Below are 14,523 nucleotides of genomic sequence, written 5' to 3'. Positions count from 1 at the left end.
CTCTTCGGTTTGCGCTTATTAATTTCATTTTTTGTACCTTGACTTAAATGATGCAGATTCGTAAATCGCAGGAGCGGGGCTATGCAGACCATGGCTGGCTCAAGAGCTTTCACTCCTTCTCCTTTGCCAATTACTACGACCCTAAATTTATGGGGTGGGGTAATTTACGTGTAATCAATGAGGATCGGATTGATCCCGGAACTGGATTTGGTGAGCATAGCCATCGGGATATGGAGATCATTAGCTATGTTCTATCAGGTGAGTTGGCGCACAAAGACAGTATGGGTAATGTCAAATCGATCCCGCCTGGCGATATCCAGCGCATGAGTGCGGGTACCGGTGTCACCCATAGCGAGTTCAACTATGCCAAAGATCAAACGACACACTTTCTGCAAATTTGGATCCAACCCAAATTTACGGGGGTCAAGCCAGGCTATGAGCAAAAATCAATCCCAGCCCAAGATAAAGATGGCAAATTACGCCTCTTAGCCTCTATCGATGGGTCAGAGGACTCGATTACCATGAATGCGGATGCCAAGCTCTATGCCGGAACGTTTAATGACACTCAGCATGCAATACTTGCAATGGATCCCAGCCGTAAGGCTTACGTTCACCTCATCAAAGGCGTACTGACGGTGAATGGTCAGCGCTTAAGCGGTGGGGATGCTGCCATAATCGCCAACGAGTCATATATTAAGATCAGTCAGGGGCAAGGGGCGGAAGTGTTAGTCTTTGATCTTGCGTGAATTACACTAAGACAATAAAAGAGAACATCTAGTAGTTATGTCTCCAGCCCCATCTAAACTCGTTCGCCTATTCCTAACTGGTCTTCTGGCGGCTTTTCCTCTCATCGCAACGGCTTTGCTGATTGCCTTTGTGGTGGGGATTGTGATCCGTTGGCTTGGACCTTCAAGTGCCGTTGGAAGTGTGATGGCGAAAATGGGTCTTAATATCGCCGGCTTAGAGTGGGTCGGTTATGTGGTTGGTTTGGCGATTGTGATCCTATCGTTGTTGTTTTTGGGTCTGTTGGTTGAGAAGGGCTTGCAAAAGGGATTTTCAGCCATCATTAATGGCATCGTTCGTAAGATACCCATAGTGCGAACGGTCTATGACACCATTCATAGCTTTGTGAGCTTGGTTGCTAAGCGGGATGATGAAGAACTCAAAACGATGCGCCCGGTATGGGTGCATTTTGGTGGCTCAGGTGGTGTATCCGCTCTGGCTTTGCTCTCATCCCCCCAAGCCGTGATGGTGAAAGAGCAGGCCTGCTATGCGGTGATTGTGCCAACCGCGCCGGTACCCATTGGGGGTGGCTTACTCTATGTGCCAATTGATTGGGTCAGTCCTGCTGAGATTGGTATGGAAGAGCTAACCAGTATCTACGTATCGATGGGCGTTACATCACCGCAGTTTATGAAGACCCATCAAGATTCCACAAAAGTAATCCCGAAGTAAGTATTGAATCTTTCAGTTCCTGTCATAAACCAGTCATATATTTCTATATAATTGGAAATATGAAAAATACCGATGCCATCCAAGTCCTCCTAGCCCTTGGGCAGGAGACCCGCCTCAATATCTTCCGTCTGATCGTGCAACGCGGTGATATTGGCTTGACCCCTAGTCAGTTGATTGAAAAGTTAGGCATTCCCAATGCAACCTTGAGCTTTCATCTGAAGGAACTTTTTAATGCCAAGTTATTGCTGGTGGAGCGCCAAAGCCGAAACCTTATTTATCGCCCCAATCCAAACTTGATTGAGGATTTAAGTGGTTTCTTATTGGATAACTGCTGCCAAGGCCAATCCTGCGGTACGCCTAAATCTAAGAAAAAGGTCCAATGCTCATGAAAAAATACAATGTACTCTTTTTGTGCACCCACAACTCTGCCCGCTCAGTGCTCGGTGAGGCAATAGCCTCCACCCATCCTAGTGGTCTATTCGCGGGTTACTCTGCAGGGTCAACCCCAGGTACCCAAGTCAATCCCTTTGCTAAGGAGTTGGCCTTAGAGATGGGCTATGACCAATCCAAATTACGCAGTAAGAGCTGGGATGAGTTTGGTTTACCCAATGCCCCCAAGATGGACTTCATTATTACGGTCTGCGATAACGCCGCCGGTGAGGTATGCCCGATCTGGCCAGGTAATCCTGCTACTGCACACTGGGGTTTCTCTGATCCATCGCAAGTAAGCGGTACGGATGTGGAGAAGCGCCTTGCATTTATCGAGGTCATGAACGGACTTAAAAAGCGTGTTGATTTATTAGCCAGCATGCCGCTCGAGAAACTCGACTCGATGGCTCTTAAAGACATCCATCACAAAGCCTCATGAAGTCCTACGCGGCCGAGTTCGTCGGCACTGCATTACTGCTCGCGATTGTGGCGGGTAGTGGCATCATGGGTGAGACCCTCGCGAATGGCAATGCAGCCGTGGCTTTACTTGGTAATAGTATTGCAACGGGAGCGGGGCTCTATGTCTTAATCGTTCTCTTGGGTCCTATCTCAGGCGCACATTTCAATCCAGTAGTGAGCCTCATGTTTTGGAAGCTGGGGCATCTAAGCCTTAAGAGGCTATTTGCCTATTGGGCATGTCAGTTCAGTGGTGCGATTGCTGGCATCTGGGTTACCCACCTGATGTTTGGTCTGGCAATTTTGCAAGAGTCAACCAAGGTGCGAACTGGCCTTGGTATTTGGGCAAGTGAGCTGATCTCAACCCTTGTCCTGCTCTCGGTGATTCGGATTGGGGATCAAGGCACAAAAGATAAGGTGCCGATGTTGGTGGCGCTGACTGTCACTGCGGGCTACTGGTTCACCTCATCAACCTTCTTTGCCAATCCTGCGGTTGCTGTGGCCAGAAGTCTGACCAATACCTTTGTGGGAATTGCGCCTGCCGATGTGTTGGGCTTTGTCAGCGGTGAACTTATAGCTGCTCTCGTAATGGTGATACTGTTTTGTAAAGTCAACAATAAGATGAATCATTGATAGTGAGTAATTGGGATCTAAATGACCTCGTATTGGGCAAATAATCCCATTACATGAATGGTCTATAAAATCAATATTTGAAATCTTGATAAAACCCAAAAGACCCGCAGCACATCAATGACATCTTCTCAAGGGCTTCAATTCGACACCATCATTGTGGGCGCTGGCAGCGCAGGTTGTCTCTTAGCCAATCGCCTGTCTGCCGACCCAAGTCACCGGGTCTTATTACTTGAGGCAGGTGGAGAGGACGATTGGTTTTGGATCAAGATCCCAGTTGGTTATCTCTATACGATTGCTCATACAAGAACCGATTGGTGCTTTAAAACTAATCCTGACCCAGGCCTCAATCAACGCTCGATTCATTATGCGAGAGGGCGCGTGATTGGTGGTTCCTCATCGATCAATGCCATGATCTATATGCGCGGTCAGGCAAGTGATTATGCCCGCTGGGTAGAGTTAACTGGCGACCCTAGATGGAGTTGGGACACCACCCTTGAGACCTATAAATCCCTCGAGAACTATTTTGCTGGAGCCAATGCTTGGCACGGGGACCAGGGGGAGATGCGCGTTGAGCAGCCGCGGGTACAGTGGGAGATCCTGGACGCCTGGCGCAAAGCTGCCGCAGAGCAAGGTATTCCGTCGATTGAGGAGTTCAATCGGGGTGATAACGAAGGGTGTGCGTATTTTCAGATGACTCAAAAGAGAGGGGTGCGTTGGTCGATGGCCGATGCCTACCTTCATCCCATTCGCCATCGAAAGAACCTGACCATCCTCACTAAAGCCCAGGTCCTGCAACTGAATCTCGTTCCCACTCGACCCCAAACTCAGAATAATCCCCAGCAACAAAAGAACGCGTGGTGTGGCGCAGATTGGGAAGTGAACGGTCTAGATCTGTTACACGCCGGATCACGCCTGACTGCCCATGCCAGGGACCAAGTGATTCTGTCGGCTGGCTCGATTGGCTCACCTCAACTCTTGCAAGTCTCAGGAATCGGTGCACACCAGCATTTAGAATCCATCGGAGTCAAAACGAAGGTGGATCTTCCAGGAGTGGGCGAGAACCTACAAGATCATTTACAGATCCGCAGCGTGTATCAGGTTGAGAACTGTAAGACGGTGAACACCCTCTACAAAAACTGGTTTACCCGAATTGGGATGGGCTTGGAGTATGTATTCAAGAGAACGGGCCCATTGACGATGCCGCCCTCTACTTTGGGTGCATTTACTAAAAGCGATCCATCGCAACCCTCAGCCAATATTGAGTGGCATGTGCAACCCCTCTCATTACCAAAATTTGGAGAACCGCTGCATCCCTTTAATGCGATTACACCAAGTGTGTGCAACTTACGACCCAGCTCACGTGGTTGGGTGAGGGCTCAATCAGCAGACGCCCAGATCGATCCACAAATCCAATGCAACTATCTATCAACCCCAGACGATCTCAAGGTGGCAGTGGACAGCCTTCGCATCACGCGTCAGATTATGGAGAGTAAGGCTCTAAAGCCATATGTCCCCAAAGAGCTGCTACCAGGCGCACAGCTACAAAGCGAGCAAGACCTAGAACAGGCAGCACGTGCTTTGGGAACCACGATTTTTCATCCGGTGAGCACTTGTGCTATGGGGAGGGTTGATGCTCGAGGACAAGTCGATCATCCTAATACTGTCCTGGACTCCGAGTGTCGGGTACGGGGTGTGGCACGCTTGCGAGTCATCGATGCTTCAGCAATGCCTTGCATTACATCGGGCAACACCAATGCACCGGTGATGCTGATTGCTGAAACGATTGCCAGGCAAATCCTAGCGCAGCGCTAGGTTGAGCCACCGTATTTTTTTTGGCACACCTCGGCTGATAGCTCAGGGTGATTGCGCTTACAACGCTCAATCCGCTCCTCAGGGGTCATGTTCTTCATGTTTTGATACATCGAGCGACACTGATCAACACTCATCTCAGGATGGCGTTGGCGGCAATGATCAATCATGCGCTGTTCATTGCTCGTGTCTTGGGCTACTCCAGGACTGACCCAGATTATTAGGGTAACCCCAATAGTTAATATGGGTTGACTTATGCGAAATTGAATCATTTCAGTCTCCGTAGATAAAAAGTAGGAATGCATCAAATTAAGCAATCTGATGAATCGTACACCGAATGAACCGCAGCAGTTGACTAATTTACTGAAATTTTATTTGCTTCACTATTCCATTGCCATCAGGGGTGGCGCTGGCTCAATCCCCAATAATCACCATGTGGTAAACAGAACGCCTACCAGTACCAAAGGTTTTGGGGCCTACCTTGGGGTTAGTATTCAATCAGCCCAATAAGGTCAAGTATGATGAAGTCTCTAAACGAAAGGCTCTTAATCATGACCCGATATTTAATTACGATCCTTGTTACTTTATTCCTCGCCAATATCGCTCAGGCACAACAATGCAAAGCATTGGTTATCACAGGTCATCCGGCATATCCGCCAGTTGCTTGGGCGACTGACGGAAAACTGCAAGGGTCATCGGTTACTTTAGTAAGCAATATTGCCAAAGGTCTTGGAGTTGAGAAGGTGACCTCAATGGATTTTGGTTCATGGGAGAAGGCACAACAAGCCATTCGTGATGGTCGTGCAGATGTCATCTTTGGCATCTATAAAAACCCAGCCCGGGCAGAGTACATGCATTACATAGAGCCGCCTTACATGCTCGACCCAGTATCGGTCGTGATTCGTAAGGGTGACAACTTTAAGTTCACCCAATGGTCTGATCTAAAAGGGCATCGCGGCGTGACCAATCAAGGAGAAAGTTACGGCAGTCAATTTGATGCCTATATCAAAAGTGATTTGAATGTGGCTCGATCTAATGGCGTTGATCAGGCATTTACTCAGTTGCTCAATAAACAGGCCGACTACTTAATTATTGGAACCTACCCAGGCAAATTAGAGGCTAAGAAGTTAAATCTGGACTCCAAGGTCGTATTCTTGCCTAAGAGTGTACTAACAGCAGACATGTATATTGCATTCTCCAAAAAGTCGAAGTGTTATGCGCAATTAGAAAAGGGCTTTACCGAGGGGATTAAGAAAGCAGTTGCCAGTGGCGAGATCAATCAACTGATTGAGAGTGCCAATCAGCAGTTTTATAAGTAGTTAGAACAAAGAAAAAGGCTTACAAGTCAATTAACCTGTAAGCCTTACTGAATTTGGCTCCCCGACCTGGACTCGAACCAGGGACCTGCGGATTAACAGTCTTAAAACCAGCTTCATATCCACGATAGATTTCCTAATAAAACCATATAATTAATGGCTTATAAGGCTACATACAATATTGACATTAATGTAGTCTGAGTGTAGTCTGGGCTCAATTGTAGTCTAAATGTGGTCTAAATTCTGGAGGTCTTTTGGATTGGATTAAAGATAAATCCCTACCAGGTCTTTATCGTCGACCTAGAAAAGATGGAAGGGATGTCTGGGCTGTTAAGGCGAGGGTTAAAGGCGGTAAACCTGTAAGTATTACGCTCGGTAAGGCTAATTACATAACTGCTGCCGAAGCTAGAAAGCTAGCAAAACCTGTTTTAGCAAAACTATCTCAGGGCATTAATCCAAATCAAGAGCAAGTTAAAGCTAAAAAGGTTGCTGAGGCGAGGGGCTTTACTCTTGGTCAGGCGATTGAGCAATATTCCGAACTGGCTCATTGGAAATTAAAAACAAGGAAAGATGCTTTATCAACCCTACAAAGACGATTCGGAGACTGGTATCGAAAGCCATTGGCATCCATTACAAGGGAAGATATTTTGAAGCGTTTTACAGCAATCAAGAAGGAGGTTGCTCAAAAGAAGGAAGATGTAGCTAATCGGCGTCGAAAGCAGGGCTTGAGTGTTTATGAGACTCCTAATGAAGTAGGCTTAGGAGAGGCACAAAGAGCATTTCGCTACCTTTCCGCAGTATTTAACTCATTTGCCTCAGATGATGCTGCAGGCGAGAAGCTGATACCACAGGGAAACCCAGTTCTAGTCCTTAAAGATAAAAAGCTAAGGCGTGCATTGCAACCAAAAGAAAGGTATTTGGATAGCAAGGCAAGACAGGCACTACTTGAGCAGCTTACCCAATGTTCGCATTATCAATACGCTGGCTCAATCAATCAGGAAGATGCGGATCTTGCGTGGCTATTAATTCATACGGGACTTAGGCTGGATGAAGCAAGACTCCTTAAATGGTCTGAGGTATCTTTGACCGATCGGTTCTTTACGGTATTGGATACAAAGAATCATCAAAAACATACCTTGCCGATGACAAATGCAATTTATTCAATGCTTAGCAGAAGGCTTGAATACAGAGCTTCTCAGGCTAAAAGCATTCAAAGTCCCTATATATTTCCAAGTCCGCTTGATCCTAAGAAGCCAACTAGTGCGAGTAGAACATTTGATCGTCTTTCCAGTGAAATTGGATTTGAATTCACCGCCCATGATTTACGCAGGACAGTTGCAACGGTAGCCGCAGATTTGGGGTATGACCTAGATGCAATTGGTGCAGTCTTAAACCATAAGAAGAAGGGCGTTACTGCGGGATATATTCAAAAAACATGGAAGAGGCATTTGGGAATTCTTGAGGATATTCAAAATGGACTATTTGAAGAGCCTTATGACTGAAATAATTTAATTCCAAATGATTGCCGTAAAGCACAACTCAGAAATCCACGAGTTTGAAACTCTTGATCAAGCGATGGCTTGGGCAAAGGAATTAGGCGAATTCGTCAGGATTGAGTTTGATGGAATGAAAGTTGTCGGGAAATTTGGAGCAGATGGCATTCTAGACGGCAAATTTCCAAATGGTGAAGCCTACACATGGAGAAAGCGTAGAAGACAGTAACTTAGCTAATCGCCCTCAACAGCGCTAATCTAGATCATCAACAGTAACTAAGAAAGGAATAAATTCATGGAAATCACTAGCGTAACGCTTGGACTCATATTCTCAGGTGTAGGAATAGCTACATTACTCATCATCATTTTTGGCAGCCGTGGATCAAACGACAAGGATCATTAAGTCTTATGAGCAATGTCGAAATTCTCGGAAGACCCCTATATCGTCCTGTTAAGCATAAGTTACATGAGAATCGGAATCCCTTAGATCAACTCAAATATAAAGAATCAAATAAATCTCTTACCTACTCCGACATTGAATATGTAAGAGACGAAAAGGATTGGTGGTCGTGCGAGGATGTATGACTAGCGAATTCTAATTATTTGCTTGTGGTGAAAGATTGTTCTCTGTAATAATTAGTGCTTTAACCATATAGACCAGTATGAAAAGTAGGTTTCAACATATCTTTCAGATACTCCTTTTAGGAGGGCTTGCAGTAGGTGCTTCGTCAAATACTATTGCTCAAGTATGTACATCAATCTCATCTAATACGAATACTCCATTTTCATTTACCTCTAATAATGAATGTTTGGAGATTACTGCTAGCGGATCTATTGGGCAGTCAGGTAGCCCATTAGCTTCCGATGCGGTAACAAATGGCGGTTATAGCGGTCTACGCATTTCAAATACCGGAAATATCTATGTGGTTGGTTGGTCAGGAATTGTAAATCTTATTGGTGGCACGATTACTGCTCTAAATAACTCGATTACTGGCACTATCTCAGCAGGAAATGGTGGAACTGGAATAGCTAATTTTTCAAGCATTATTACTACATTAAATAATCTTGGAACTATCCTGTCAGGAAATGGTGGGACTGGAGTTTTTAACGATAGAGGCACCATTGGGACACTAAACAACTCTGGCTCTATTAATGTGGGAGTTGGCAGTATTGGAATACTCAATCATACTGGTAGCACAATTTCGACTCTCAGTAATACTGGAACTATAGGAGCTAGTGATAATGGAAATGGAATTGTTAATAGTAGTGGCGGCACCATTATTAGTCTGGATAACTCAAGCACCGGAACTATCTCAGGTGGATTAGCAGCGATTTCTAATATTGGCGTCATTACAAATATGACAAACAGCGGGACTATCCAAGGCGCTGGAGGCAATGGTCTCTACAATTCTGGAACTATTATTGACCTTACCAATTCGGGAACTATTAGAAGTTTTGGAATGGGCGGTCAGTACGGAATAACTAATTCAGGAAACATCTCTGCCTTAAACAATACTGGAGTTATATCAGGACTCACTTCCGGCTTAGATAATAATTTTGGCGCAACCATCACAACACTGCTAAATGCTACTGGCGGAAGTATTGGGGGCGGAGGGACTGGCATTAATAATGCGGGAACTATAGATACGCTTCTGAACAACGGTCAGATCTCTTCCTCATTCAGTACGGGATTATTTAACTCAGGAAACTTAGGTGTTATTACGAACATAGGTCAAATTCTTGCTCCATTCGGAAATATGATTTCTAACTCTGGAGGAATTTCAACTCTAAACAACCTTAATGGAGGTGTTGCATTAACTTACACAGGAACACTTCCATCAAGCTACAACATTATTATTAATAGTTCGACGCAGTTTGGAAAGTTAGCAGGATCAGCAATAAGTGGTATCACGACTTTCGGTATTTATGCTAGCTCAAGTGTCCAAAAGGGTACTTACAGCTCTGTACTTTCAGGATTTACCTCCAGCAACCTTTCCAACACTTCGGGTACATTCAATGGCTTCCGTTGGAGTCTCACTAATTCGTCGTCAGATATTTGGGATTTAATTGTCACCGGCGCATCGACAACCGACACTCAACAATCCCTCGCAAATACCGCCTCAGTCTTGCAAGGCACCTACACCTTGCAAAACTCTGTGATGGTCAATGGCTTTACCTACGACTGCTCCTTATTTGATAAGTATGGTATTTGCGTCAGTGCAGGTGGTCGTAACACCACCGTTCAAGCCCAAGGGATTAACAACACCAGCGGTCTCTTGATTGCTTCCTACCGTTTAAGTAAGAACAATAGCCGCATTGGTGCGTGGGTGGATCAGAACTTATCAGCAAGTGGTCCCGGCACCGTTCAATTGGGTAATAGCACCCCGATGATTGGTGTATTTGGCGTGTGGAGCCAACGCCCTGATGGCGTGGGCGCCGAAGTCAAAGTCTCAGCGGCTTATGGACAAAAAGACACGACTATTACTCGACAAATTGTGGGTACTAGTGAAGCGGGTACTGGTAGCTCGCAACTGATTAGCCAAGGCGCTCAAGTGGTGGCTAAGTATGGCTTTGCTGTAATGCCTGATGTGGTTGTGTCCCCATACGCCGGGGTTCGTTACACACAGAACAACATGGGTGGTTATACCGAAGCCACTTCCAGTGCAGTAACTGCGCCGCTTACCTATTCAGCACTGAATACCAATGCCACAACTGCCTTAGCAGGAGCTGAAGCCAGATACCGTGGTATCCCCAAGACCACGCTTTTTGCCAGTGCGGGAGTGGAGACGGATACCAATACCAGTAACGGTTCATATTCGGCAACCGGTGTGGATGGTTTAACCCCATTGAACTTCAATCCCAATCCAGTCAAGACCAGACCTACTGCGACTGTTGGGGGGTACTACGACATCCTCAAGAACCAACGCATAGGCATCACTGGTATCTATCGTCAGGAGCCATTCCAAGCCGTATCAACCACTACAGTACTGGCAACTTATATCATTGGTTTATAAGTAAAGTCATTTGCTTATTTGGGACTAAGAAATCCTGTAATAGAGCTATGTAAACATATAAGGGGAAGAGGTGTGGGGGTGGGCTAAGCACCCTATTTTGTTAATTATTAACAGAATTAGCTACAAAGGAATTTCTGCATCCTCATCGTCAATATTTAGTTTTTGAGGCGATTCTTTCTGTTCTTTAAAGTGCCGTAAGACCGCCTTTTTCTTCCAAACTTCAGAGTAAGGCTGACCGTGCAGACATGCTAATGACTGGGTGATGAGATATTTCTTAAATGCTTTTTTCTCCCTGTCAAAACCTATAAATTTGAACTTAGAGTTGTAAAAGCTATCCCATTCCTCATGCTCCAAATATTCCAGAGCAGTTAATAGAGGATTTCCAATCTTTAATCGATTTAGCTCATCCATTAGAACCATATTGATTTCCGCTGGAGAGGCAGTCATGTGGAAATAGCCAACATCCTCATCATTAGCAATTGCTTGCAGCTCTTTAAGATTCAAATCTCGCAATCTTTCCTCGTGATAGCCAGCCTTCTTTAAAGATCTGATTAACCCTTGCTTTTGGGTCAAAGTAATGTTGTGCTTCCCGAGCCAAGCATCAAAGTCAGCTCCAATGTACTTTCTAGCTAATGCGAGAATCTCCTGAGAACTGGAGTTATCTCGAATACTCCATTGGGGATTAAGAATAGACCTAGGAATGGACTCACCAAGGTAACCGCAAGAGGGCAGCTTTGTTGAATGCTTTCGATTGAACTCTTTAGGTGCAATTGTTAGATTTTTAGGGCTTAGAAGTCCAATGTGCTTGGATTGACTATTTCCGACTGGGTAAATGTGACTTAACTCGTAAGCCCCCAGGGATTCGCCATCTTTGAAGCCAGCTGCAGAGGTACAACGCCTCTTGAGGCTTACCAAATCAGCTAGTGACGCTGCCGTATGCCCATGCAGGATTTGAACCGTTCCAGCCCGTCTAATCTCTCTAACGAGGAATTTCCCAAATGCACTGGCTGAAAGAATACCTAGTTTCTTCTCTAGCCTCCTAGAGAGCTTTTTCTTTGTCTCTGAAGCCTTTTTAGCCTTGAATTTGAGCTTTCGGCAGGTGTCTGAGCAGTAGATATGCCCCACCCGAAGGGGTTGAAATAGCCCTGCGCAGTACTTACATGCTTGCTTTCGCAGCATCTCGCGTCACCTATTTAGTAATCAGCTGTCCTCATTGATTTTAGAGTGTTAGTTTTGGAATGATGGATAAAAAGTTGAGATAGTAACAGCCATATCTTTACCATCAAGCGGCTTACGCTTAGCCCAATCAAAATGGTTATCCAATACTGCTACACAACCACCCCATCCCTCACTTGGCGCCAGAATTCTGTCAATTGAATATGAAGTATCGTAATTGAGTTGGGTTGAATGTCCTGCCTTTGTTACTTTGACATAAATAGTCACTTTATCTACAGTCTTTTTTGAGTTATTCACGACGCCAATGAACAAAGGATATTCTTTAGTACATTTTTCGGAATCAAACGAAGCAAAAGCCTCTACCTTTAATCTATGTCTATCAATCGAATACCAATCATAAAAAGCAGCTAAACCATAAATAAGGAGTCCAATACTAAGAAGCAACAGGATAAAAATAAGTATCCATTTCGAGATTCTCTTTATAACAATTAAAATTGCCTCAGCTGTTTCATTTGCAGACATCTTATTTCACCAAATAATAGTTCTTGCTAGTTATTAGTTTTTATTTACATTTACCAATACTTTTCTCAATCCTATTATCAGGAAAGATGGTTACTTGTCTTGTAACTTCTTTGGCATCTAAGTCATAGAAGTAGGTAAAAACATAAACTTTTCGATTAAAACCTTTGCCACTATCTCTGGCATTTGCCATGACGAGATATGAATCCGATTTTGAGATTGTTGTAGGTTTAAATTCTTTTAACTCTTTTCCGTTCACTAAAAACTCGGTCTTTGAGTATTTAAAACCACCAGAAGTTTCGCCTTGCTCATAGATAAGCTTCTCGTTTAATTTGGGGTTCACCGTTAATGTCTCTATCGAAAGCCCTGATGTCGAGCAGTCAATTACAAGACTACTTTTAGTCTGACTAAAAACATGAAATGGAAGTAACAACAAGAATCCTAGGAATAAATTCATTCGCAGCCTTATGGTAGTTACTCTAAACATTAAAAATGGGAGAAGTAATAATTATGATTATGTTAGCCTATTGGTTATGAAAATTAAAGTCATCTCATTTTTTGTGTCGATACTTTTTTTTAGTGGCTTAGCTGCTCAGGGGAAACCCGTAAAAATGAGCAACTCAGGCATTTGCCATGCACCGAATACGACATACTACGATCAAACTAAGAATTTCACACCTTATAAGACTTTGGATGACTGTTTAAAAGCTGGCGGAAGGATGCCTAAAAGATAAGGGCGAATATGAAAAAGGCTACTCTCTTTATTTTTTTACTCTTTTCTTACAAAGTATGTACAGCGAGTTTTGAAACTGGAAATACTATATATGCTGGATTGGAGGATTGGAAACGAGATTCTACAACTAGTCCTATCAAAGCTGGTCAAAGTTTTGGATATGTAATTGGCGTTCACGATGCCCTTGATGGCTCTGTAATATGCACTCCATCAAATGCATCAAAAGGTCAATTAGTTGACATTGTTTTTAATTATCTCCGTGATAATCCTCAGATAAGACACAAATCAGCCGATGAATTAATAACTCAAGCCTTAATAAAGTTTTATCCTTGTAAAAGAAAGTGACCTGCTAAGGCTAAGTCTTCGATAATGACAGGAATAAAGATTGAACTGCTAGTAGAGTTTGCTGTCATTCTTCTTGCCCCAATCATTCACACCTACTATCTTTGGAAGTTCAAGAAAGTTGAGAAAAAAGAGCTGATTAAGAATATAAAGATATTTGCTAGTCTATATTTATTGTTTAGTTTGGTAGGACTTTTTCTTTTAATAAAGTGATCTATGGCAGATAGAATCTTTGGGGAAATTCAAGGTATACCTGCTGGGACTACTTTTCAATCAAGAAAAGAAGCCGCTTCGGCTGGCGTTCATAAGCCTTTGCAAGCTGGAATTTCAGGTTCAAAGGACGATGGAGCCGACTCTATAGTTATATCAGGTGGATATGAGGATGACTCCGATTCAGGTGATGTCATTATTTATACAGGCGAAGGCGGTCAGAACGAGAATGGTCGTCAGATTGCAAACCAAGAATTAACTCGGGGTAATTTAGCGCTTGCCAAAAGTGAAATTGATGGCTTGCCCGTAAGAGTTATCAGAGGTGCTGATAAAAAGAATCCTTATGCTCCAGAAAACGGATATAGATACGATGGTTTGTACCAAGTTGAGAGCCATTGGCACGATGTCGGAAAGTCTGGTTTCCTTGTTTACCGATTTCGATTGGTCAAACTAGACTCTGAACTACCGCCAAATAAGCTATCTAATGGCTTAATTCCGCTCCCATCAGGCAGCGATGCTCCTAAAAGAACGCTTGTTAATTCAGCAAGAATTATTAGAGACTCTAAACTTGGTCGTGAGCTGAAGAGGCTTTATAAACATAAGTGCCAAGTTTGCTCAATTGAAATTACAACTAATGCAGGTCCATATGCAGAGGCTGCGCATATAAAGCCAGTAGGAAAACCTCACAACGGTCCAGATAGACCCGAAAACTTGCTTTGCCTATGCCCCAATCACCATCTAATGCTGGATAAAGGTGTCTACATGATCGGAGATGATCTATCGCTTATTGGGATTGAAGGCAGCCTTATTAAGCATCCAGAACATGAAATTTCGATCGAATACATTCGCTATCACCGAATGCTTTTTAATTAAATCTGGCTTTCTTTTTTGTGAGGAGAGGCGGTATCCGTAAATAACATGTCAACGCCTTACCCCAC

The 14,523-nt window shown here is 44.0% G+C and carries 16 protein-coding genes; 12 read left to right on the top strand and 4 right to left on the bottom strand.

Features of this window, described 5'->3' with window-relative positions:
- Window positions 1-47 precede the first annotated feature (47 nt).
- The 6 genes from QUE61_RS05740 to QUE61_RS05715 all read left to right on the top strand — a co-directional run bounded on the left by QUE61_RS05740 (window position 48) and on the right by QUE61_RS05715 (window position 4,785).
- Window positions 48-746 carry a pirin family protein gene (locus QUE61_RS05740; RefSeq protein ID WP_286306306.1) on the top strand — a complete coding sequence of 233 codons (699 nt, stop codon included), beginning with the start codon at window positions 48-50 and terminating at the stop codon, window positions 744-746.
- Window positions 747-783: 37 nt separating this feature from the next.
- Window positions 784-1,455, top strand: coding sequence for a DUF502 domain-containing protein (locus tag QUE61_RS05735; protein WP_286306305.1), 672 nt, complete (start codon window positions 784-786; stop codon window positions 1,453-1,455).
- A gap of 59 nt (window positions 1,456-1,514) precedes the next feature.
- On the top strand, window positions 1,515-1,844 hold the full coding sequence (locus QUE61_RS05730; protein ID WP_286306304.1) for an ArsR/SmtB family transcription factor: 330 nt from the start codon (window positions 1,515-1,517) through the stop codon (window positions 1,842-1,844).
- Entirely contained in the window at window positions 1,835-2,323 is a 489-nt protein-coding gene (locus QUE61_RS05725; protein ID WP_286306303.1) for an arsenate reductase ArsC, read from the top strand. Before QUE61_RS05730 ends, QUE61_RS05725 begins: the two co-directional genes overlap by 10 nt.
- The gene (locus tag QUE61_RS05720; protein WP_286306302.1) at window positions 2,320-2,973 is read left to right on the top strand and encodes an aquaporin; all 654 of its coding nucleotides are present in this window, start codon (window positions 2,320-2,322) and stop codon (window positions 2,971-2,973) included. Before QUE61_RS05725 ends, QUE61_RS05720 begins: the two co-directional genes overlap by 4 nt.
- 117 nt (window positions 2,974-3,090) lie before the next feature.
- A complete protein-coding gene (locus QUE61_RS05715; protein WP_286306301.1) occupies window positions 3,091-4,785 on the top strand; it encodes a GMC family oxidoreductase in 1,695 nt (564 codons plus the stop codon).
- Here the strand turns inward: QUE61_RS05715 and QUE61_RS05710 are convergent.
- Window positions 4,782-5,054 carry a hypothetical protein gene (locus tag QUE61_RS05710; RefSeq protein WP_286306300.1) on the bottom strand — a complete coding sequence of 91 codons (273 nt, stop codon included), beginning with the start codon at window positions 5,052-5,054 and terminating at the stop codon, window positions 4,782-4,784. The two genes, QUE61_RS05715 and QUE61_RS05710, sit on opposite strands and share 4 nt — an antisense overlap.
- Window positions 5,055-5,333: 279 nt before the next feature.
- Between QUE61_RS05710 and QUE61_RS05705 the strand changes: the two genes are divergently transcribed.
- The 4 genes from QUE61_RS05705 to QUE61_RS05690 all read left to right on the top strand — a co-directional run bounded on the left by QUE61_RS05705 (window position 5,334) and on the right by QUE61_RS05690 (window position 10,605).
- The gene (locus QUE61_RS05705; RefSeq protein WP_286306299.1) at window positions 5,334-6,101 is read left to right on the top strand and encodes a substrate-binding periplasmic protein; all 768 of its coding nucleotides are present in this window, start codon (window positions 5,334-5,336) and stop codon (window positions 6,099-6,101) included.
- 251 nt (window positions 6,102-6,352) lie between these two features.
- Window positions 6,353-7,600, top strand: a complete 1,248-nt coding sequence (locus QUE61_RS05700; RefSeq protein ID WP_286306298.1) for a tyrosine-type recombinase/integrase — start codon at window positions 6,353-6,355, stop codon at window positions 7,598-7,600.
- A 16-nt stretch (window positions 7,601-7,616) separates the two neighbouring features.
- Window positions 7,617-7,820 carry a hypothetical protein gene (locus tag QUE61_RS05695; protein WP_286306297.1) on the top strand — a complete coding sequence of 68 codons (204 nt, stop codon included), beginning with the start codon at window positions 7,617-7,619 and terminating at the stop codon, window positions 7,818-7,820.
- 580 nt (window positions 7,821-8,400) lie between these two features.
- Window positions 8,401-10,605, top strand: coding sequence for a beta strand repeat-containing protein (locus QUE61_RS05690; RefSeq protein ID WP_286306296.1), 2,205 nt, complete (start codon window positions 8,401-8,403; stop codon window positions 10,603-10,605).
- A gap of 120 nt (window positions 10,606-10,725) precedes the next feature.
- Here the strand turns inward: QUE61_RS05690 and QUE61_RS05685 are convergent, their stop codons facing one another.
- From QUE61_RS05685 to QUE61_RS05675, 3 genes are read right to left on the bottom strand one after another with little or no spacing between them, the layout of a single operon-like run.
- Window positions 10,726-11,784 carry a hypothetical protein gene (locus QUE61_RS05685; RefSeq protein ID WP_286306295.1) on the bottom strand — a complete coding sequence of 353 codons (1,059 nt, stop codon included), beginning with the start codon at window positions 11,782-11,784 and terminating at the stop codon, window positions 10,726-10,728.
- A gap of 48 nt (window positions 11,785-11,832) precedes the next feature.
- Window positions 11,833-12,303, bottom strand: coding sequence for a hypothetical protein (locus QUE61_RS05680; protein ID WP_286306294.1), 471 nt, complete (start codon window positions 12,301-12,303; stop codon window positions 11,833-11,835).
- A gap of 40 nt (window positions 12,304-12,343) precedes the next feature.
- A complete protein-coding gene (locus QUE61_RS05675) occupies window positions 12,344-12,757 on the bottom strand; it encodes a hypothetical protein (protein WP_286306293.1) in 414 nt (137 codons plus the stop codon).
- 285 nt (window positions 12,758-13,042) lie between these two features.
- Between QUE61_RS05675 and QUE61_RS05670 the strand changes: the two genes are divergently transcribed.
- Window positions 13,043-13,378: a Rap1a/Tai family immunity protein gene (locus QUE61_RS05670; protein ID WP_286306292.1), complete on the top strand. Its 336-nt coding sequence runs from the start codon at window positions 13,043-13,045 to the stop codon at window positions 13,376-13,378.
- A gap of 213 nt (window positions 13,379-13,591) precedes the next feature.
- A complete protein-coding gene (locus QUE61_RS05665) occupies window positions 13,592-14,458 on the top strand; it encodes a YDG/SRA domain-containing protein (RefSeq protein WP_286306291.1) in 867 nt (288 codons plus the stop codon).
- Window positions 14,459-14,523: the final 65 nt, after the last annotated feature.

Origin of the sequence: Polynucleobacter sp. HIN5 (assembly GCF_030297555.1) — a bacterium.
GTDB lineage: Bacteria > Pseudomonadota > Gammaproteobacteria > Burkholderiales > Burkholderiaceae > Polynucleobacter.
The sequence above is the reverse complement of the archived record's forward strand: the minus strand, read 5'-3'. Positions and strand labels throughout refer to the sequence as shown.